The 20,982-nt window shown below is 53.3% G+C and carries 21 protein-coding genes; 15 read left to right on the top strand and 6 right to left on the bottom strand.

Annotated features, from left to right (window positions below):
* The first annotated feature begins 211 nt into the window (after positions 1-211).
* Positions 212-2,152, top strand: coding sequence for a PAS domain S-box protein (locus tag KJW29_RS16980; RefSeq protein WP_214630656.1), 1,941 nt, complete (start codon positions 212-214; stop codon positions 2,150-2,152).
* Positions 2,153-2,171: 19 nt separating this feature from the next.
* Here KJW29_RS16980 and mraY read toward each other — a convergent pair whose 3' ends face one another.
* The 3 genes from mraY to KJW29_RS16965 form a co-directional block, all read right to left on the bottom strand.
* Positions 2,172-3,122: a phospho-N-acetylmuramoyl-pentapeptide-transferase gene (gene mraY / locus KJW29_RS16975; protein ID WP_214630655.1), complete on the bottom strand. Its 951-nt coding sequence runs from the start codon at positions 3,120-3,122 to the stop codon at positions 2,172-2,174.
* Positions 3,123-3,309: 187 nt separating this feature from the next.
* On the bottom strand, positions 3,310-4,431 hold the full coding sequence (locus KJW29_RS16970; protein WP_246608754.1) for an ABC transporter permease: 1,122 nt from the start codon (positions 4,429-4,431) through the stop codon (positions 3,310-3,312).
* Positions 4,432-4,433: 2 nt separating this feature from the next.
* Positions 4,434-5,363 carry an ABC transporter ATP-binding protein gene (locus tag KJW29_RS16965; RefSeq protein WP_214630654.1) on the bottom strand — a complete coding sequence of 310 codons (930 nt, stop codon included), beginning with the start codon at positions 5,361-5,363 and terminating at the stop codon, positions 4,434-4,436.
* Between the two features lie 211 nt (positions 5,364-5,574).
* Here KJW29_RS16965 and KJW29_RS16960 point away from each other — a divergent pair, with 211 nt between their 5' ends.
* Complete coding sequence (locus tag KJW29_RS16960) at positions 5,575-6,555, top strand: Gfo/Idh/MocA family protein (protein WP_214630653.1); 981 nt, start codon at positions 5,575-5,577, stop codon at positions 6,553-6,555.
* Here KJW29_RS16960 and KJW29_RS16955 read toward each other — a convergent pair.
* Both KJW29_RS16955 and KJW29_RS16950 read right to left on the bottom strand, forming a co-directional pair.
* Positions 6,552-7,037, bottom strand: a complete 486-nt coding sequence (locus KJW29_RS16955) for a hypothetical protein (RefSeq protein ID WP_214630652.1) — start codon at positions 7,035-7,037, stop codon at positions 6,552-6,554. The two genes, KJW29_RS16960 and KJW29_RS16955, sit on opposite strands and share 4 nt — an antisense overlap.
* A gap of 191 nt (positions 7,038-7,228) precedes the next feature.
* Positions 7,229-9,295 (bottom strand): beta-galactosidase, encoded by a 2,067-nt coding sequence (locus tag KJW29_RS16950; protein ID WP_214630651.1) that lies wholly within the window; start codon positions 9,293-9,295, stop codon positions 7,229-7,231.
* A gap of 161 nt (positions 9,296-9,456) precedes the next feature.
* Here KJW29_RS16950 and KJW29_RS16945 point away from each other — a divergent pair, with 161 nt between their 5' ends.
* The 4 genes from KJW29_RS16945 to KJW29_RS36500 all read left to right on the top strand — a co-directional run bounded on the left by KJW29_RS16945 (position 9,457) and on the right by KJW29_RS36500 (position 13,670).
* A complete protein-coding gene (locus KJW29_RS16945) occupies positions 9,457-10,311 on the top strand; it encodes an AraC family transcriptional regulator (RefSeq protein WP_214630650.1) in 855 nt (284 codons plus the stop codon).
* A gap of 116 nt (positions 10,312-10,427) precedes the next feature.
* Positions 10,428-11,468: an EamA family transporter gene (locus KJW29_RS16940; protein WP_246608753.1), complete on the top strand. Its 1,041-nt coding sequence runs from the start codon at positions 10,428-10,430 to the stop codon at positions 11,466-11,468.
* 136 nt (positions 11,469-11,604) lie between these two features.
* The gene (locus KJW29_RS16935) at positions 11,605-12,180 is read left to right on the top strand and encodes a hypothetical protein (RefSeq protein WP_214630649.1); all 576 of its coding nucleotides are present in this window, start codon (positions 11,605-11,607) and stop codon (positions 12,178-12,180) included.
* Positions 12,177-13,670 (top strand): methyl-accepting chemotaxis protein, encoded by a 1,494-nt coding sequence (locus KJW29_RS36500; RefSeq protein ID WP_214630648.1) that lies wholly within the window; start codon positions 12,177-12,179, stop codon positions 13,668-13,670. The genes KJW29_RS16935 and KJW29_RS36500 overlap by 4 nt, the downstream gene beginning before the upstream one ends.
* 95 nt (positions 13,671-13,765) lie before the next feature.
* Here the strand turns inward: KJW29_RS36500 and KJW29_RS16925 are convergent, their stop codons facing one another.
* Positions 13,766-14,527: a class I SAM-dependent methyltransferase gene (locus KJW29_RS16925; RefSeq protein WP_214630647.1), complete on the bottom strand. Its 762-nt coding sequence runs from the start codon at positions 14,525-14,527 to the stop codon at positions 13,766-13,768.
* A 396-nt stretch (positions 14,528-14,923) separates the two neighbouring features.
* Here KJW29_RS16925 and KJW29_RS16920 point away from each other — a divergent pair, with 396 nt between their 5' ends.
* From KJW29_RS16920 to KJW29_RS16885, 9 genes are all read left to right on the top strand, one after another.
* Positions 14,924-15,385 carry a type 2 periplasmic-binding domain-containing protein gene (locus KJW29_RS16920; RefSeq protein ID WP_214630646.1) on the top strand — a complete coding sequence of 154 codons (462 nt, stop codon included), beginning with the start codon at positions 14,924-14,926 and terminating at the stop codon, positions 15,383-15,385.
* A 44-nt stretch (positions 15,386-15,429) separates the two neighbouring features.
* Positions 15,430-17,076 carry an FAD-dependent oxidoreductase gene (locus tag KJW29_RS16915; RefSeq protein WP_214630645.1) on the top strand — a complete coding sequence of 549 codons (1,647 nt, stop codon included), beginning with the start codon at positions 15,430-15,432 and terminating at the stop codon, positions 17,074-17,076.
* Positions 17,073-17,453 (top strand): 4Fe-4S dicluster domain-containing protein, encoded by a 381-nt coding sequence (locus tag KJW29_RS16910; protein ID WP_214630644.1) that lies wholly within the window; start codon positions 17,073-17,075, stop codon positions 17,451-17,453. Before KJW29_RS16915 ends, KJW29_RS16910 begins: the two co-directional genes overlap by 4 nt.
* 48 nt (positions 17,454-17,501) lie before the next feature.
* Entirely contained in the window at positions 17,502-17,687 is a 186-nt protein-coding gene (locus KJW29_RS36145) for a hypothetical protein (RefSeq protein WP_246608752.1), read from the top strand.
* A gap of 2 nt (positions 17,688-17,689) precedes the next feature.
* Entirely contained in the window at positions 17,690-17,905 is a 216-nt protein-coding gene (locus KJW29_RS36140) for a nitroreductase family protein (protein ID WP_246608751.1), read from the top strand.
* 26 nt (positions 17,906-17,931) lie between these two features.
* The gene (locus tag KJW29_RS16900) at positions 17,932-18,114 is read left to right on the top strand and encodes a YezD family protein (RefSeq protein ID WP_214630643.1); all 183 of its coding nucleotides are present in this window, start codon (positions 17,932-17,934) and stop codon (positions 18,112-18,114) included.
* Positions 18,111-19,739, top strand: a complete 1,629-nt coding sequence (locus KJW29_RS16895; RefSeq protein WP_214630642.1) for an FAD-dependent oxidoreductase — start codon at positions 18,111-18,113, stop codon at positions 19,737-19,739. Before KJW29_RS16900 ends, KJW29_RS16895 begins: the two co-directional genes overlap by 4 nt.
* Complete coding sequence (locus tag KJW29_RS16890; protein WP_214630641.1) at positions 19,736-20,086, top strand: 4Fe-4S dicluster domain-containing protein; 351 nt, start codon at positions 19,736-19,738, stop codon at positions 20,084-20,086. The genes KJW29_RS16895 and KJW29_RS16890 overlap by 4 nt, the downstream gene beginning before the upstream one ends.
* Before the next feature lie 150 nt (positions 20,087-20,236).
* Positions 20,237-20,974 (top strand): ABC transporter substrate-binding protein, encoded by a 738-nt coding sequence (locus tag KJW29_RS16885; RefSeq protein ID WP_214630640.1) that lies wholly within the window; start codon positions 20,237-20,239, stop codon positions 20,972-20,974.
* Positions 20,975-20,982 lie beyond the last annotated feature (8 nt).

Genomic DNA, 20,982 nt, shown 5'->3' with positions numbered 1-20,982 from the left:
TCTTACGGCTCCGGTCCTGGACGCATGAAGACCACTGCTCGCGTATGAGCGTGGACTTCATGCGTTTTTTTAACTTATAGCAATGTTGGAGAATCGAGTGTTTGTGCCAGCTTAATTAAATTGGCAGCTTAAACTATGTTAATATAGGAGTAGCTGCCAAGGTGAAAACATGAGGCTGCTAACGCGTTATTTCAAATGGAGGGATGCGTGGGTGCAGGATATAAAGTTATTTAATCCCCAGGCTTTATTCGAACATATTTATACAAATGCTCCCATTGGGATCGCTTTAATCTCTCTTGATCGAAAATGGATGAATGTTAATCTTGCGGTTTGCAGAATTTTCGGCTACGAAGAAGAAGAATTTAAGTCCTTTACCATAGATGATATCCGACATCCTGATGATAGCGGCAACAGCAGCGATTTATTAATCGAATTATTGGATGGCGTCATTCCGTCGTTTGAATTGGAAAATCGTTACTTTAATAAAAATGGCAACATCGTTTGGACCTCCGTACATGTTTCATTAGTCCGTGATCATGACGGGAAACCTTTGTATTACATTACCCAATTTATCGATGTAACCAAAAACAAGCTGGCGGAACTAAAGCTGCAGGAAAGCATCGAACGATACACGTCTTTAAAAAAATACAATCACGATGCGATTATTTCTTTTGGATTAGACGGCATCATTATGAATGGCAATAATATGGTGCAGCAGATGACCGGATATCTCATTGAAGAGTTGATCGGCAAAAAAATGTCCATATTAATCGGCGAAAAGAAATTATCCAGTTTGCTTCTGGCTTTAAACGATCATGAAGAAATCGAAAAAGTTGAAAAAGACATCACTTTCATCGATCACAAGGATGGTCGTTCCGTTGAAGTGTTGGTAACGCTCGCTCCAATCATTATCCAGACTCATACCATGGGCTTTTACCTCATAGCGAAAGACATGACGGAACAAAAGAAGCTGATCATCGAGAAGGAAGCCGCTGAAAAGACGAATAAGGCTAAAAGCGAGTTTCTTGCCATGATGAGTCATGAAATCCGTACGCCTATGAACGGAGTTATCGGTATGACGGATGTGCTCTTGGAGACGAAGCTGGATGAAGAGCAGCTTGAATATGTACACATTATTAAAAAAAGCGGCGATACGCTGCTTGCCATTATCAACGATATTTTGGATTTCTCCAAAATTGAATCCGGCAAGACCGAATTAATCGAAGAACCTTTGAATGTGAGAACGATTTTATCGGAAACGCTTTATATCGTCATGTCCAAGGCTCTGGAAAAAAACCTGGAGATTACGACATCCGTCTGCCCTAAGGTTCCTAACCTGGTTTATGGAGATAGTACGAAGTTAAGACAAGTTCTTATTAATTTACTTGGCAATGCCATAAAATTCACGCCTGAAGGATCGATTTCGATCGTCGTTGATGCCGTGTCGCAGGAGCGGGGGACGGTACGCCTTCAATTTGCGATCCGGGATACAGGCATTGGCGTTTCGAAGGAACAGGTCGCTCATTTATTTGAACCCTTTTATCAAGCGGATCATTTTATGACCAGGAAAACGGTGGGAACGGGTTTAGGATTAGCGATCTGCAAAAAGCTTGTTGAGCTCATGGACGGTCAAATCTGGCACGAAGCTTCCAAAGATCAACCAGGATCAACATTTTTGTTTACAGCCAACTTTCGGGCCCAATTCAATATTTCCGACTCGTCACAAAATGATATGTGGCCCCAACAAGTTGACGTTGTCGATCATGCAGCCGAACCATCCTTGAAAATTCTAATCGCAGAAGACAATGAAGTGAATCAACTTGTGTTAAAAAAGATGATAGAGAAACTCGGTCACAAAACAACCATCGTACAAAACGGAAAAGAAACGGTGGAAGCCGTTAAACATTATCCTTACGATATCATTTTTATGGATATTCAAATGCCCTCGATGGATGGATTGACGGCCACTAAGATAATCATTGAAATGACACATGGCAAGAAAAGTCCTTATATTGTGGCAGTTACGGCCCACGCAATCAAAGGAGACAGCGAAAAATATCTTTCCGAAGGCATGGATGCTTATATCAGCAAGCCGGTCAGCATGAGCGCCATTTCGGAAATCATTGAAAGAGTTAAAAAGATGAAATCGTAGTAATGATTCCTGACCATTGTCAAAGAGCAAATTTCCAAATCAACCAGCATAAAAGGGCGGAGGCCCAGGAAATGAAACCAAATACCATAACGATCTTATTTTCGCTCCAGCCGTACTTTAAACTGAAATGGAAGTGAATCGGGGTCATTCTGAATAGTCGTAATTTCGTTCGCTTAAAGTACCAGACTTGCAGGATAACAGATATTTGTTCCGCTAAATAGACTGAAAACAGGATGGGGATTAATATTTCCACCTTCTCGATTACAGCTAGGATGGAGAGTGAGCCCCCGATAGCGAGAGAGCCTGTATCACCCATAAACGCCCTGGCAGGGTATATATTGTAGAGAAACAAGCCGAGGAGACAACCTATCATGATGATTGCAAATATTTGGACCTCGGGCTTGTCTGAAATTAGGAAAAAGAAAAAATAAGTTGGTATCGCGACATTGATCAATAACCCGTCCAGTCCATCTGTAAAATTAATGGCGTTAGCGGACCCAACCACGAATAGCAGCATGATTAATATGTATATGTAAACAGGCAAATGCAGCTGAAACCCGCCGAATAACGATATATGACTCTTTAGCGAAAAGGAATGGAACAAACCGATCAGCAGCGTAGCTGTAAATGCGAATTGAAGCACAAGCTTCGTTCGTCCCGAAATGCCGGATGGATTTTGCCAAACCGCCTTTTTTAGATCGTCCATAAAGCCTATGGAACTGAATAAAAGAAACGTAACGCACAAAAAAATCATTAGTGGCTCCGGATAAAATTGGAGAGATGCTGCGACACCGATAAAAAGAATGAGGCCAGCCATCAATGGCGTCCCTTTTTTGGCATGATGATCAGGGGGTAATTCAGAACGAATGGGCTGCGTTAGATTCAAGACGCGCAGCCCTCTAATAAGTATTGGCGTAATGAGGACCACAAGCAAAAAGGAAAGAGCGGATATGCCTAGCATCTCGAACATCTAAATAGACCCCCTTGGCCAGTTTTTAAACCACAAATGTGATTCAATGACTCCTTTTCATTGACTATACATAATGTTGCGGTCTCAAAAAAGCGAAGGTTTGCTGTTGTCTTCTTCCTATATTACAGGTGTAACGAGAAAGGGCAGTCCCTAAAGTCATCCAAGACTCGGGACTGCCCTTTTCAGTTTACCTGGTTGCCGCGATCGATTGCGATTTGTACAGCCGCGCGGCGATAAGGAAGCAGACAATGCCCCAAGCCGCCATAATCGCCATGCCTATCCAGAAGCTGGACGAGGCGATGCCTTCCGCATAAATCAGGCCGTCCCGCATGCCTTCGACGAAGTAGGACAGCGGCAGCACCTTCGGCACAACCTGCAGCCATTCCGGCAAGTTGGCGACCGGGAAGAAGATGCCGCTCAGGAACATCATCAGCATGCTGGTAATGTTGGCCATGCCCATGTACGCTTCCATCGTTTTGCTGAAGGAGGAGAACAAGTAGCCCATCGCGTTGAAGACGAGAGCGCCGGCGAAAAACGCCACGGACAGGCTCAGCAAGTTAATATGCAGCGTGGCGCCGAAGCCGTAGACGCCGACAAGCGCGAGAATCGTGATTTGTATGATGCCGAGCATAAGACGAACCAGCATGCTGGATAGTCCGAACAACCCCATGCGAGCGGGAGTCATGCGAAGCCGCTTGAGCAGGCCGCGCTTGCGCATATCGACGAGATCGCCCATGCCGAACAAGCCGCCTTGCGCAATGGACAACCCGATCATGCCGGTGAGCAGGAAGTCGGAGTAGCTCGTATCTTCGGATGCGGTCGTGATGGATTCCAGCTCCAGCGTATAAGTCGGAGGGACGCCCGCAATTGCTAAATTAGCTTGCTGGACGAAGTTGCTCATGATGCTCGAGATGGCTTGCGTGGTGGCGCCGCCTTCGTTCTCGCGGTTGACGATGAGTCCAACCTCGGAGGTCCCTTCCACCTCCGGCAAGACGATCAACGCGTCGATCTCCTTCTCCTCGACCAGCGTCTGGCCCGCTTCCAGCGTTACAGGCTCCCCTTCCGTTAGCTCGAAAATCGGAATCGACTTGATCTGCTCCAGAAGCATGCCGGAGGAAACGTTCGGCGACGCGTCGACTACGGCGATCTTCGCCTTGAACTCCGAGCTGCCGCCCCCTCCGCCGAAAATAATCATAAACAACACCATTAAAATAACGGGAAAAAATACGCTCCAGAACCACACCTGCTTCTCGCGAAACATCATCTTGAGATGTGCTCCGAACATTGCACCGAATTGCTTGGCCGCCATGCTTAGTCCCTCCATTCCTTGCCCGTGAAGGCGATGAATACATCCTCGAGGCTTAGCTCTCGGATCGAAATCTGTTCGACGCGATAACCACAATCCTTCGTATAGCCGAACAGCTCATACAGCGTATCCTCCGGCTGGGTCGTCCATATCTGAAGCGCGGCACCTTCCCGCACCGTACGAACGACGGCAGGATGCCGCTGAACGATCGCTTCCGTCTCGATGGCGGCTTGTTCGCCGTCCAGGAAGGACAGACGCACCTCGCGTTCCTTCGTCAGGCGGTCGATCAGGGCGCTCGGCGTGTCGAGCGTCACCACCTTGCCTTGATCCACGATGCACACCCGATCGCTGAGCTTCTCCGCTTCCTCCATGTAGTGCGTCGTCAAAATCGTTGTTTTGCCTAATTGCTTCAGTCTCAGAATAATGTCCCAAATGTTGCGTCTGGCCTGCGGGTCGAGCCCCGTTGTCGGTTCGTCCAGGAAAATAATATTTGGATCATTGACCATCGCGAGGCCGATCGCCAGCCGCTGCTTTTGTCCGCCGGAAAGCTTCTTCACATGTCTGTTCTTATGTTCCGTCAGGTTGATCATCTCCAGAATGTCCGCAACCGGCCGGGACTTGTCGTAAAAGGTGGCGAACAGCTTTAGATTCTCCTCCACGGTGAGCAGATCGAACAGAGCGCTGGACTGCGGCTGTACGCCTATGTCGTTTTTGATCGCTTCTTCGTTGCGCGACCACTTCATCGCGCCGAACGATATGTCGCCTTCATCCGGAGGGAGCAGACCTTCGATCATCTCCAAAGTTGTCGTTTTACCGGCGCCGTTAGGGCCGATGATCGTAAATATTTCGCCGGCTTCCACTGTAAAGCTGATGTCTTCGACGGCATGTACGGCGCCGAACGACTTCTTTAAATGCGAAACTTCCAATACGGGCATCGCAATATCACTCCTTCAGGTATTGTGTCAGGCGTCGCCTGAACCCCACATCTATTCTGATTGTATAAGGAACGGGGAGGCTGCTAAACCGTCCAAGGAACCTTTTCTCCTCCGTCTGGAGACCGATAAGAAGGGAAAAGGGAAGAGACAGCGAATGAGTATTCTATTAGAAAAATTCTAACGTTGTAATCGAGAGGGGCAGTGTGCGGCAATGCTGGATAATGTAAGATGGGGGATCATCGGGTGCGGCAATGTGACGGAGGTTAAGAGCGGTCCGGCCTTCCAGAAGACGAAGGGCTCCGAGCTAGTGGCGGTCATGCGGCGCAACGGCGAGCTCGCGGCGGACTATGCGGCAAGGCATGGCGTGCCAAAGTGGTATGACAATGCGGATAATCTGATTAACGATCCCGACGTGGACGCGGTTTACGTAGCGACGCCTCCTGCTTCTCATATGGAATACGTGCTGCAATGCGCGGCGGCAGGCAAGCCTGTCTATGTAGAGAAGCCGATGGCGCGCAGCTCGGCGGAATGCAAGGCAATGATTGACGCATGCCGCGAAGCGGGCGTACCGCTATTTGTGGCTTATTATAGGAGAGGGCTCGATTATTTCCGCAAAATCAAGGAGCTGCTGGATAGTGGGGCTATCGGCCGCGTCTGCTTCGTCTCCATGAAGCAATACCAGCCTGCCAGAGTAAATGAGGGAGAGCAGCTGCCTTGGCGGCTTAACCCCGAGGAATCCGGAGGCGGTTTGTTCGTCGATTTGGCCAGCCATACGCTGGATATAATGGATTATTTGCTTGGTCCTATCGCCGAGGCGGCAGGGGGAGCGGGTAATCAAGCGGGGTTGTACGAGGCGGAGGATATCGTGACGGGCAGCTTCGAATTTCAGTCGGGCGTGCGCGGCGTCGGAGTCTGGTGCTTCAGCGCGTACAAACATGTCGACGTAAACGAGATCGTCGGCGAGAAGGGGAGCATTCTGTTCGACACCTTCGGCAACGAGATCATTACGCTGGAGACCGCGGCAGGCACCGAGCAGTTCACCTTCGAGAAACCGCCGCATATACAGCAGGGTCTAATTGGAATGATCGTTGATGAGCTGCGAGGAGGCCCGGACAGCCCTAGCGACGGGACGAGCGGCATTCGCGCGAACGTCGTCATGGACAAGCTGATCGAGAGTTACTACAAATCTTAGGCCGCCGTGTCGGACTCGGTTTTGGACGGCTTGGCGCCCAGCCAGCGGGACTCCGCGATAAGCTGTTCGCAATAGTCGGCGACGGATAAAGTCAGCAGCAAGCCTGCGAGCGCTCCGCACACGGACAAGGGGATGGCCCAAAAGACCGGCGGCTGGGTGAAGTAAGGAATAAGCGCCACGGCAAGAATGGGCGGGGCGTTCCATTTAAAGATGTTGATAAGCGCGATGACGATCAACAGCGTAGCCAGCAGGGAGAGCGCTCCGGCACTCCAATAGGCCAGCAGGGAACCGACGAGCGAAGCGGAGACAGCACCCAAGGCGATTCGTCCAACCTCGGCTTTGCCGAATGACCGGGAGATGAACAAAAGACTGAACGCGCCCAGCGTCGGGAAGAACAAGGCATTCATATGTGGAATATGGAGTGAAATCCAATAGATCAAGACGAGATATACGCAGATCGCATATGTTTTGAAGCGAAGCATGAATGCGGAACCTTCTTTCGAATGATTATGGGGCTAGAACTTCTGCGCCATGTTACATTTTAAGGGCAGTCGGCTGCCGCGTCAATGTATGTTTGAATATAATCCGATGCATATAGTCGGGAAAGTGGTAGTGGGACCGTCCAGTCAGGACAGTCCCTTGTCTATGTGAAGAAGGCGTGCGGTGCCTGCCGCTACTCCAGGATCATGACGCCAAACGGCTCGATCACGGCATCGCCATGCAGTTCGGAGCCGCTAATGAGGTCGCGTTTGAGTCCTTTAACCGCGATGGCGGCAGGCTCCTCGCCGTAGTTGAGCAGGAAGCAGAGAGGGCCTCTCTCGTCCTGCCTAATGGCAAGCTCCACCTGCGGCGGAAGCTCCAGCCAGTCGCTAACGGGCGATGAGATGCCTGCGGCTTCCAGGACGAGAGCGGCCGCGGCTTCATCGAATACGGCGCCGTAATACCAGGCTTCGCCGCTGCCGAACGTATGGCGCGTCACGGCAGGCTTGCCGGCGTAATGCTCGCTCGTGTACGTTGCCATCACCTGCACGTTCTCCGACTCCGGCAGCAAAACGTCGTTGAACGCGTTTGCTGCTGTGATGACCGGTTCTCCGGACTCGCCGGCTTTGCCCCAAGCCATAGACATCGGAGCGCGCGATCCCTTTACCATCGTAAATTCCTCGACGGAGATGCCGCATAAATTGGCCGCGGCGCCAGGGAACGGACGCATATAGCAGTGACCGCGCATGTCCTTGTAGCCCGTCCGGCAGCCGAAGACGACAATGCCGCCCTCGCTAACGTACTGCTCCAGCAGCGCGGCCGTTTCGTCGGTCATGATGGCAGGATGCGCGTAGACGAGCATGCGGTATTGGCGCAGGTCTTCGATTGAAGTGGTCGTCCGCATGAACAGAATATCGCTGGGAATATGGCGGCGCGTCATCGCCTTGAACCATTCCGTGTTGCTCTTCCAGCGGAACGGTCCGTGCCAGACGTCGTATTCGCCATCCCATTCGTTGTCGTAATCGCGTACGATCGCGACTTCTGCCGCATAGGTCGTGCCGGCAACACGATCGCCGATGGCGGTCAGCTCTCCGCCGATCTGCCGCGCTTCGCGAATGCGGCGATTTTCCCGGTTATGGTAATCGTTAAGGCCGTGCCAGTAGATCTCCTGGCCGAACGTTGCCGTCCTCCAGCGGAAATAGACGACCAAGTTCGCTCCGTGTGCGATCGATTGGTACGTCCATAGCCGCATCTGGCCAGGCTTGGGCGACGGCATGTCCATCTTGTTCACCCAGCCTCCCGGACCAGCCTGCTGTTCCATGATGCAGAAGTTTCGCGAGATGGAGCGGACTGCGCCAAGCGACTGGCTCCAGCCCCGGTCGGCAAGCCGGTTCTCCTCCTTCTCGTCGTAATAGATGGTCGAGAACTGCGGATAGGAATCGTAGCTGAAGAAGTCCAGCAGCTCGTCGGTCATGCGATGGTTGTCGAGATGGCCGAACAGCCCGTTGGTCGTAATCCAGTGATTCGGCGCGACTTCGCGCAGAATATGGCCTTGCACGGCCGCGAAGGAAATCGTGTTATCGGAAATAAATCGTTTCTCGTCAAGCGCGAGATGCGGATTCGGCTGCTTGCCTCCCGTTGTCTGGCGGGGCAGATGGACTTGCTCCCAGTCGGAGTAGGTCTGGCTCCAGAAGACGGTGCCCCAGGCTGCGTTAAGCGCGTCGAGCGTGCCGTATTTCTTTTTTAGCCATTGACGAAATGCGGCATGATCCGCATCGGCATAAAATTCGCTGGTCTCGCAGTTGAACTCGTTGTCGATCTGCCAGCCGATGACTGCGGGATGATTCTTGTAATGCTCCGCCATCGTGCGAGTAATGATTGCGCATAACTCGCGGTATTTCGTGCTGCTATAGTTATAGTGGCGGCGCAGCCCGTGCTGGATGGTGACGCCGTCAAAGGTTGCGTTGAGCACCTCCGGATAACGCTGCGTAAGCCAGGCAGGGGGCGTCGCCGTAGGCGTTCCGAGTATGATCTTCAAGCCCTGCTTATGGGCGAGGTCAAGCGCGCGGTCGAACAGTTCGAAGGAGAAGACGCCCTCCTCCGGCTCGAAGATCGACCAGGCGAATTCGCCTACGCGTACGACGGATATGCCGAGCTCGCGCATCCTGCGGTAATCGTCTTCCCAGAGCTGCTCCGGCCAATGTTCGGGATAGTAGCAGACGCCGAGCTTTAGTTGGTTCAGTAGGGTAAGCTTGCTCATCAATAAGAACCTCCCTGTGAGAAAAATATGAGGATATTGCGGTATTCTACGTCTCATGTTAATTTTAAAGTTATTGGTCATGAACGGTATATGACAACATATTGCTTTTCATATGAGGAAATTGCGCATTTTTCCAGTATCGCGAAGAGGGAGGGCAGAAGGTGAGGCAGCATTATATTGTGCCGAAACCATCGTACCTGCATTATGCCTGTTATCCGGATATGTTCGGCAGATATGCCGGCATGCCGGAGCACGCCGAGCACAGAGAGCGCGGGGCGCTCAAGGAGTACAATCTGCATCTTGTGCTCGGCGGGCGCGGCTCCATTGTGCTTGATACGGGAGAACGGATCGAACTGGCGGCGGGGGATGGCTTCCTGTACGGCAAGAAGGCGTATCAGCAATATGCCGCTCATCCTTCGGAGCCCTGGGATATCCGGTGGATCCACTTTACGGCCGGGTTGCCGCTGCCGCTGCTCAGGGAAGCGGATGAATACGGTATGTGGCTGTTCTCCTTCTCGGCGCGGGAACGGTTTGTCGAGTTGTCGGAGCGCATGTATGGGCTGGGCCGCAAAATAACGCTCGCAGACGAGCCGGCGTTGTCCGCGCTGCTCTACGAAACGCTGTCGCTGCTTGCGGTTCAGACGGAGCGGCTGGAGGCTCCATCCCAGCTTCGGAAGCGCGACGTTATCCGAGTGGCCGCCGACGGGATTCGCGACCGCTGCGAGGAGAACTGGAGCCTTGGCGAGATGGCGGCTCTGGCAGGCTATAGCCGCTATCATTTCCTGAGGCTGTTTCGACTCGCGACGGGAAGGACGCCTAATGAGTTCCTGGCGGAAAGCCGTATAGTCCGCGCAAAGCAACTCCTCGCGACGACCGAGCTGTCGGTCGGACAAGTGGGAGAGCGCTGCGGTTACGGCCAAGCCAGTTATTTCATTAAACAGTTCCGGACGGCAGAAGGGTTGACTCCCCAAGCGTACCGGCAACTGCATGCCAGCGTTTCTCGGGACGAGGGATGAAGTCTCGTTTCATACCGCTGATGCTGAAAACTTAATTTTTAGAACTCGCATTTACTGGGATGCCGATCCAGGCAGCGAAAATTATAGTGAAAAGACGGAAGGAGCTTTATTACATCATGTTGTGGCTTACATTATCTCTGCTTGCCGCCATTGCATTCGGATTGCGAGGCATGCTCTATCATTGGACCAGCCAAAAGCCGGTCAATCGGAATTTGATGCTCTGCGGCGTTTTCGCCATCGGGGCCGTCATCAATCTTGTAGGCGCTTTGGCGACGTCCGCGGACTGGACGGTCAGCACGCTGGTCGGCATTCAGATGGGATTGTTCTCCTTCGGGGCGAACGCCAGCATGTTCAAAGGTTTTGCCGTCGGCAAGGCATCGCTCGTCGCGATTCTGACCGCTCTGCCGTCGGTCGTCGTCGTCCTTGCCGCCTACTTGCTTTGGGATGAACGGATTAACGGAGCCCAGCTTGCGGCCTTTGCCGTTATCGTGGGAGGCGTGTTGCTTGTCCGATACTCCAATGAGCTGTCGCTACGCAATCTGCAGGGAGCCCAGTGGGGACTGTTGGCTATGCTGCTGTTCGCGTGCAACGATCTTTCGGGCAAATGGTCGACGCTGCTGGGAGCCGATCTCATGCCGACGTTGTTCTTTATGTTCGCGACGGGGATGCTCTGCTTCGGCCTGTGGTGGCTGGCGGATCTCCGCCGGGAAGCGGCCATGATGCACGCTCGTGCTCAAGCTGCAGCCTCCGAGACTGCCGGCGGGGCGCTGTCATCCCCATCCAGCGGAGCTTCCGATTCTGTGGCGACGGTGTCTTCGTCGATGCCAACGTCGGCGGCGGTTGCCTCCGTCGAGGCAGCGGATGGGCAGCATGCAGCGGCGTCTACCGCTAACCGGGCTGTCGCGGGCTGGAGCATCCGTCGAACTTTCGTGACCGGACTTGCGGTCGGCCTGACGAATACGGCCGGCATGCTGCTGATCGTGCCCGCGTTCGACCTCGGCAAAGCGGGTCTTGTTTCGGCGGTCGTCGCTCTAAACGTACCGCTTGTGCTGCTCTATACTAGATTCGTCGTTAAGGAGAGGTTTAGCAAAACGGAGCTCGCAGGCATTTTTATGTCGCTCGCAGGCATTTTGCTCATGCGGCTTTTCGGGGGATAACGACGATGGCGGATATTTTGAAATTTTTGTAAAACATGCTTTGGAACTAATGATTTTTGTTAAGCAATCCGATACGATATACATATCATTCCAAATAGAGATTAATATAATTGGATAAGGAGAACGTATCGTATCGATGATTAAACGTGTGGAGAATGAGCTGGAATTGGCCATGTTTAACGGCATTTGGACGACGGTTTGGCGGGAGAAGGGATATGAGCTTGAATTCGCGGAGCATGTTCTGGATCGGTTCGTTGTGATGAATGAAGAAGGCTACTGCGTTGGCACCTCGGAGATTAAGCCGTACGACAGGGATAGCAGTCCCATTAACGAAATCGCCCCTTTCCGGGATCATCCCAAAGTGATCGCTTCGGAGGGACGCGTCGCGGAGATCGACAAGATTGCCATATTAGGCTCATATCGCGGCAAGGGCAATATGCTGCCCTGGATATTGTCCTCCGCCGTGTACAGCGCCGAACAGCATGACATGGACTACTTTGTTTCCCTGCTGGAGCCTGTATTTCTTCGCGCGCTCAAGATCTCGTTCAAAGTACCGGTCGAGCGTCTTGGCGAAAGACTGTTCTACAAAGGGGATTATGTCGTGCCCGTCTTGTTTGACATGTCGGCCATGTATCTAAACAAACAACGCTACGAGTGGCTGTCTAATCCCGAAGCTATAAATACGACAATAGAGGTGAAAGCAGGCTTATGAAGCAGCTATCGGAACTGGACAAGCGCAATAGGCTTTTGGTCAAAATATACTGGGGCATGCTTCTGCTAGGCATTTTGACGGATATCATGATTGGTCTTGGCGCCGACATGATCCTGCTTCTGGCGGGCGTCGGCGCAGCGCTAGGCGCCGTTGTAACGTTCATGACGTATCGGGAAGTCGGCAGCGGCCTCGTTAAGTACATCATGCCTTGCAATTTGACGATTATCGTAGCGATGCTGATTCTGATGGATCCTAACCCCATAGTCAGTACCTACTTTCTCGTCTATGTCAATATGGCGATCATCGCTCTTTATTCGGATTATCGCCCTATCATCGTAACCGGGGTATTGGGCGCGGCGCTTTCGTCCTATCTGTTCGCGGATCCATTTTTCCAGGAGCGTTTATTCCCTTCGGACTCTCTTGTGCTGTTGTTCCTGTACCTGGCGTTTGCCACGGCAGGCTTGTCCGTAGCCGCGCACTACAGCCAGAAGCTGCAGCGCGAAGTCGGCGCCCGCCAAAGCGAAGCCTTGGCGTCGAAGGAGCTTGCGGAAGGCGTATTGTCGCAGCTGCGCGGCTCCATTGAGATGCTGACATCGTTCAGCGCCGGCCAGCAAGGGCATGTGATCTCCACAGGCGTTATCTCCCGCGAAGTAACAGGCACCTTCGTCGAGATGGCGGCAGCGATCGAAAAGCAGACGGGCAGCGTTTTGTCCATCAACGAATCCGCTCAAGAAATCGAGCAGGCCATCCAACGATTGCTGGACGGCGCGAATCTGCTTCGCGGTTATTCGGATTCCAATGCGGAGCTGGCGGAGCGCAACAAGGCGCAGCTGGAAGCTCTGTCCTCCGAGATGGAAGGGCTTCGCGTCATGATTATGAGCACGGTCGACAAGATGGGCACGCTGCAGGAGCAGAACGATCGAGTGACCGATATCGTCGATACGATCCGGGATATATCAGAGCAGACGAACCTGCTGGCGTTAAATGCCGCGATTGAAGCGGCGCGCGCCGGCGAGCACGGCCGGGGCTTCGCGGTCGTATCCGGCGAGGTGCGGAAGCTCGCGGATCATTCCCGCCGCTCCGCCGAGGAGATCGGCGCTATTTTGACGACGATCCGCACAGGCATTAATGATGTGTATGGCCATGTAGAACGCGGGCAGGAAGCGGTGGTGCGGGGCGATGCGGCGGCGAGAGGCGCGCTTGATACGTTCGTCACCATTAACGATAACGCCAGGTTAGCCAAGGAGCAGGCGCTTCAGGTAGGCGACAGCACGAGCGGCCTGCATCTTCGTTACGGTTCTCTGGCGGAGGAGCTCGACAGCATCGCAGCCACGACGCAGCAGAACATGGCGTCCGTTCAAGAGGTGCAGGCGAGCATGGAGACGCAGCATGCCAAGATTAACGAGATGGTCGACGAATACGCCAAGCTGGATTCGCTCGTATCCGAGCTGGAACGCGTATCGGGCGGCGGCGGCAAAAAAACGGCATAAGAATGATATAAGAACGGCAAGGAACAGCAAATGGAAATCCCGCTGCGGCGCGCGCAGCGGGATTTTTTTGTCGTTTAGGGGATTTGCTATATGCTTTAATGCTTTCGCACGGCTTCAAAAGTAATGATTTGACCCGCACTAGATGGCTGCTTTTGGTAAACGTAATCAGCAGAACATGTAATATCGGTGAAACCGATACTTTCTAAAATTAGTTTAAATTCATCAATTCCATACCAACGCAATGCAAAACGTTGCAACTCGCTTTGAATCAACTTTCCTTGTCGCCATTTCTCATATTTAATATAGGATACAGTAGATTGATTTAACCAATCCATTTCAATCGATTTGCTTTCCATCGTAATACCATCGCCATTAGGCAGAGAAAATGTTGAGGTAGAAATACTTCCTGTTTTCCAAGCATGAGGAAATACAAGATCGACGATTAAACGCCCCCCTGGAACAAGATGTTTATAAAAGGATTTTAATGCGTCTAGAGAGTCTTCTCGCTTTTCGATCAAACAAAAGGAACCAGTAGGAATAATAATGGCCTCATAATTAATAGGCAATGAAAATTCCTGTAATTTACCTTCATATAAATTAGGGGTCAATCCTCTTTCTTCACAACGTTTTCGACAAGAATCCAACATTTCAGGAGAATAATCGATTCCATCAACTGTATATCCAGCCTCAAGAAGCGGTATTATAAAACGCCCTGAGCCAACTCCAGCTTCGAGAATACGTCCCTGACAAGTTTTTAATCGTTCTTGGTAATATTCAATATCCCCGTCTAAAGAGTACCCCACAGGTTTTGTGAAATCATAGACTTCGGTACAAAGTGTACTGTAATAACTAAACATATTTTCATATCCTCCATTTTTGGACTCGGAAGATTTCATAGAAAATATTCTGATGTTATCCCTTCCGAACCTCTGAATTGATTGTTAAGTTAACGGAACTGACTGTCATCATAATCACTCGCTTTCATTATAGAATCTACGCCAATTCTATCAAACTCCAAAATACTTTGCAAAAAACTTGGACAGCTATGGAAGAGCTAAAGGACCCGGGAGGAGCGAATGTATCATTGGGAATAGCGCGGCGAATCTTCGAGAATCGGCATTTTCATCGGTGCATTTTCACCTGTTGACAGTTTCTTTAGAGGGTGCTAAGATTGGTTTTATACAATTCATAGTAATTCAATTGGCTTTATAGGTTATATGGATGGCATTGACCATACAAATGGAGATGTATGCTTGCATAGCATTCTGCCCCTCGGTTCGAAGAGGGACGGGAAGCCGTGCGGCGTGCATCTTTTTTTATTTGATATGCTGTGCGGAAGCATTCATTCCGTCATTTTGTCCAATCAGAGCAAACATCTGGACGATGCATTTCTTGTTATCGCCAATATTTTGTCGGACGAGACGCAAAGGCTGGTCGCGCGCAATGGCCGCGTGCCTTCTATCGTCAATCCTGAGATGGAGAAGGAATTTGGCGCGGATGTCTCCGTCTTGCAGGGCAAAAAGATCGAGAATGTGTTTAAGCTGGAAGCCAAACCCAACAATCCGCCGCATCCTTTGGATAATCAACTCGGGGAGGAGCTAAGCCAGGCTGCGGAGGAGATCGCGCTTAACGGCAAAGATGTCAATTCGGCTCTGCGGGGCGCGGAGGAGGAGAGCAATCGGATCATTGAAGCTTGGGAGAAAACAAGGCCATAACGCAGCGACGAACGCTGCGACAACACGAACATGGAGGCGTTGCAATGAGCGGGGAAACGGCTTTGAAGCTGACAACGGATGTGCTTGTGATCGGAGGGGGGCCGGCTGGCGCTTGGGCGGCATGGAGCGCGGCATCGCAAGGCGCCAAGGTGGCGCTGGTCGACAAAGGTTATCTCGGATCCAGCGGAGCGACCGCCCCGGGCGGGACCAATCTGCTTTATCTGCCTCCGGATGAGGAACTGCGGGAGCAAGCTGTGCAGCAACGAATGAAGTCCGGCGGATATTTGTCCGAGGCTGCCTGGATTCATAGAGTACTGGATCAGGTGTACATCAATCTGGAGCTGGTCGAGAAGTGGGGATATCCGTTCGTAAGGGATGAAGACGGCGTTCCCCAGCGCAATCACTTGCAGGGACCGGAATATATGGCGCTTATGCGCAAGGCGGTCAAGAAGGCCGGCGTCAAAGTATTGGATCATGCGCCGGCGCTTGAGCTGCTGGTAGACGATCATGGCGTGGGCGGCGCGCGAGGCGTGCTTCGTCAGGACGGGAAAGATTGGGAAATAAGGGCTAACGCGGTAGTCATCGCCACCGGAGGCTGTGCCTTCCTGAGCAAAGGATTGGGCTGCAACGTGCTGACCGGCGACGGATATTTGATGGGCGCGGAAGTCGGAGCGGAGTTGTCCGGCATGGAGTTCTCGCGAAGATACGCGCCGGCGCCGGCCTTTAGTTCCAATACGCGTTCGCGCCTGCTTAGCTGGGCGACGTATTACGATGAATACGGCAATGAACTGCAAGGGCAGCGGGACGGGGATTTCCTGGCGAAGCGGCTCCTCCAGGGGCCGGTATATGCCATCATGAACAAGGCGGATACGCCAGAGAAGCAAGCCATCTTACGCTCGTCGCACGCTATCTTCTTCCTTCCTTACGATAGAGCGGGAATCGATGCATTTACTCAGCCGTTCCCGCTCACCCTTCGTTACGAAGGGACGGTTCGAGGGACGGGAGGCCTCCGCATCGTTACCGACGATTGCGGCACGACCGTCGCGGGCTTGTATGCAGCCGGCGATGCCGCCACGAGAGAGCGAATAACCGGCGCGGCCTCCGGGGGCGGAGCCTTTAACGCTTCTTGGGCGATCTGCTCCGGCACATGGGCTGGAGAGGGCGCGGCCAAGCATGCCTTATCTCATCGGGAGACCGTTGCGGGGCGCGAATTGCGAGCCGCAGGGCGATACGGGCTTGGTGCTTCCTCCAATGAAGCATCATCGGGAGCCGAACCTGTCGCAACGAGGGAGTTCGTCAAGGCGATCCAGGATCAAGTGCTGCCGCTGGAAATCAATTATTTCCGCACCGAGACGGGATTGACCGCGGCGCTGCAGAAGCTGGACGGTTTATGGAAGCATGTGAACGGGCAGGCGCCCGGCGATGTTCATGAGCGGGTTCATGCGAGGGAAGCGGCGGCAATGGCGGCGACGGCCAGATGGATTTATACGGCGGGATTGGCGCGGAAGGAAACGAGGGGAGGCGGTCTTCATTTGTTGAAGGAATATCCGGAGCTGGACCCTCATCAACATCACCGGCTGCTAGTCTCGGGTCTGGAGCATATTGAAATAAAAAGAGACCGATCATTCCTGGCGGCGGCAAAGCCGGCGTCGTCGAGCGAGCCGTCGGAGAGAAAGGCGGGAATCGGATGATTGAGCTAGTAAGCGCCGAACGATGCATCGGCTGCAACATTTGCGTTAAAGTATGCCCGACGAACGTATTCGACAGGACGGATCATGCGCCTGTCATAAAGCGGCAGGAGGATTGCCAGACCTGCTTTATCTGCGAAGCCTACTGTCCGGTGGACGCCCTGTATGTGTCGCCTTATGCGGACGAGGCGGTTCCCGTGGACGAAGAGGGGCTTGCCGCCGACGGCATACTGGGAAGCTGGCGCGCGACGATTGGCTGGGGACCGGGCAGGACGAAGCTGGCTGCCGTCGACAAGACGCCTTTCATTAATCGAATTTTGCCGGCCAGGCCGATCAGGGCTGCCGGCATCTCCGATGTCGGATCTCCGACTACGGGGTAGAGCCGCTTGTTATTTATCATTCCATATAATCGAGAGGAAGAGTGAAGTATGAGTATATCCGCCAACCCATTGGAAGGTTACGCATCATTATCCGAACTTGCCTATAACGCCGAGGTCGCCGAGGCGCGCCGGCCCGATCATCCGGTACATCCGCTTATTCTTAACCGCTGGTCTCCGCGATCGTACGAGGATCGCTCCGTTAGCGACGAAGTGCTGTTCACGCCAGATTGCTAGGATTGTCTACCAGAGCCATCGGAGGTTTTGATCACGAAATCGCCAGAGAGACGTTGCAGACGTCTGATGATCTTGCGCTGCATGCGGTAATCGCGCTTGGTTACAAGGGGGAAGCGGGCAGCCTGGACTATGCCTTTCGCGAGCAGGAGAAACCGAACGGAAGGCGCCCCTTGACCGACAGCATCCTCCCGGTGAAGACGGATGGACTAATCGATTAATTCCAATGCGAGAGGGGAGAACGTGGATGGGACGTTCAGTAGAAGTGACGGATGAGTGGTTGAAAAAAATATTGGAGCAAGTTCAAGGACTTGCTTATGGCGTGGTGCAAATAACGGTGCATGACGGACAAATCGTCCAGATCGACCGGACGGAGCGCAGCAGATTCGATGTTCCCAAATCGCAGGTCGGCGGAGCGAGAAGGAAGTGAGCGGCCACGAAGGAGAGACGTTAACCGCCGACGTGCTGGTTATCGGCGGCGGTCCTGCAGGCGCATGGGCGGCATGGAGCGCGGCTTCGCACGGCGCCAAAACGATTCTGGCGGACAAAGGATATCTGGGAACGAGCGGCGCGACGGCGCCAGGCGGCACGAACTTCCTGTACGTGGAGCCGGACGAGAGAAAGCGGGAGCAGGCGGTGGAAGAGCGGCTTGCATCGGGCGGTTTTCTCTCCGAGGGGCCTTGGATCTATCGATTGATGGAGCAGGCTTATCTCAATATACAGTTGGTGGAGAAGTGGGGCTATCGTTTCCCGCTGGACAATAACGGCAACTTATACAGGGCGCATATGCAAGGGCCGGAGTACATGGAGTTAATGCGGAGGGTTGTTCGGAGAGCCGGCGTTCGAATTCTGGATCAACACCCGGCGTTGGAGCTGCTTGCCGACGAGCACGGTGTAGGAGGAGCTCGCGGCATCAACCGGCTGAACGGCCGTTCCTGGGAAGTGCGGGCAAACGCCGTCATTATCGCGACCGGCGGCTGCGCGTTCCTTAGCAAAGGGCTGGGCTGCAATGTTCAGACCGGCGACGGACAGTTAATGGCAGCCGAGCTTGGCGTGGAGATGTCCGGCATGGAGTTCAGCCGGCAGTACGCGACCACGGCAGCGTTCGGCACGATTACGCGCAACCGTCTGCTGGGATTCGCGTCCTTCTACGACGAGGAGGGACGGATCATTCACGAGGGCGGCCCGCGCGGAGACCATTTTTTTGCGGTGCAGCTCGACAAGGGTCCGGTGTACGCCATGCTTACCCAGGCCGACACGCAAGAGAAAAGGGATATTCTGAGAGCTTCCACGCCCCTGTGGTTCGTCCCGTTCGATCGTGCGGGCATCGACCCCTTCACCCAGAAGTTCCCGATTGCGATGAGATACGAGGGGACGATTCGCGGAACCGGAGGCATTCGGATTACGGGCGAGGATTGTTCGACGACGGTTCAAGGTCTGTATGCCGCCGGCGATGCGGCTTCGCGGGAGAAGACGGCGGGAGCGCGCTCCGGCGGAGGCGCCTATAACGCTTCGTGGGCGATTGCGTCGGGAACCTGGTCGGGCCAAGGGGCCGCGGAATACGCGCTGGAGCAAGCCAAGGAAGCGCGACAGCGCAATCTGCAGGCTGCAGGCAGGCATGGACTTGCCCATACCGCATCCGCAACCGTCGAAATTCCGGTTCGCGAGGTGATAGAGCGCGTGCAGCGGGAGATGTTTCCGCTTCGCATTAATTACTTCCGGAGCGAGCCGGTGTTGAAGGCGTCCTTGGAGAGGCTGAATCTACTATGGCCGCTCGTGCAAGGACAAGTCGGGCCTACCGCGACCAATCGCGTGCAGTCCCGGGAAGCTGCCGCGATGGTCGCGAATGCCAGATGGATGTATACCGCCGCGCTGCTTAGAAAGGAAACAAGGGGGATGCATACGATGCAGGAATACCCTGAGCTGGACGACCGGTTGAATCACCGGTTGTTATTGTCCGGGACCGATACCATCACGTTTCGCGCGGAGCAAGTTCCCGGGCATCAAGGCCGTCATATCCCGCCGGTCAGCGTAAAGGAGCGGCAATCCGTATGATCGAGCTGGTAAGCGAGGACCGCTGCATTCAATGCGGGTTATGCGTGAAAGTATGTCCCACGAACGTCTTCGACAGCGATGATCTAGGCTTGCCGGTCATTGCCAGGCAGGAGGACTGCCAGACCTGCTTTATGTGCGAAGCCCATTGTCCCGCCGACGCGCTTTATGTTGCCCATCATGCCGACGAGAAGGTGGACGTGAACGAACAGGATTTGATCGAACGCGGACTGCTTGGCAGTTGGCGGACCGTGATCGGATTTGGCAGCGGCGGCAAAGTATCGATGGCTGCATCGGATACGACGCCGATTTTAAGGAGAATGAGGTCCGGGACCGGCAGAGCGCAATGAACGGACAATGAAAGAGTCATGCTGCAATTGCATAGCGAGAAATGGATCGCGACCGTGTAAACGGAGGAGATAAGCGTACCTTGACGGGGCGCTGTCTCCTTTTTTATTGCAATTAAAACCAACTATATTTATATGAAAAGGTGGATATGTATGAAGAGATCATGGATTGGATTAATCGTGTTGACGTTGTTTGTCGTATCGGCATGCGCGTCGGGAACAGGCGGCAAGACGGTCACTGGGAGTACGAATGAAGGCGCTCCGGTCTCTGCGTCGCCGACCGGGAAAGCGACCGAGATCCCCCAAGAGGAAATCGAGCTGACGATATTCAAATACGGCGGAGTCACCTTGACGAACACGGAGGTCGAGACGTACTTCAAGCCGGTGGAGAAAAAATTTCCTCACATCAAGATCAAGCTTCTCGACATTCCGGAGGGCGATCCCATTGAACCGCTTATAACGGCGGGGACGATTCCCGATCTTATATTCGGCGGCGGTTACGCGGAGTTGAAGGAAAAGGATCTGATCGCGGATCTCGGACCATTAAAGGAAAAGTACGGATACGATGAAAGCCGGTTGAAACCGGAAGTCGTCAGCGCGATCAATCAGTCCTCCGAAGGCAATCAATTCCCGTTCTCGATCAACTTGCCCGTCTTGTACGTCAATAAAGACATCTTCGATCGATTCAACGAACCGTATATTAATGAAGTGAAAACATGGGACGAGATTATTGGAATAGCTAGCCGCTTGACCAGGTCCGAAGGAGGCGTTCAATATGTCGGCATCGATCTCTCTCCTACGCGGCTGGGTAGCGGCTTGTCGCTCGATATTATCGACCCGGTCACGGGGCAAGCTGCGGTAACGAACGAGCAATGGACCAAGGTGTTTTAGACGCTGGA

Source organism: Paenibacillus agaridevorans (assembly GCF_018604145.1).
Lineage (GTDB): Bacteria > Bacillota > Bacilli > Paenibacillales > Paenibacillaceae > Pristimantibacillus > Pristimantibacillus agaridevorans.
This window is presented reverse-complemented; position numbering and strand designations above follow the sequence as displayed.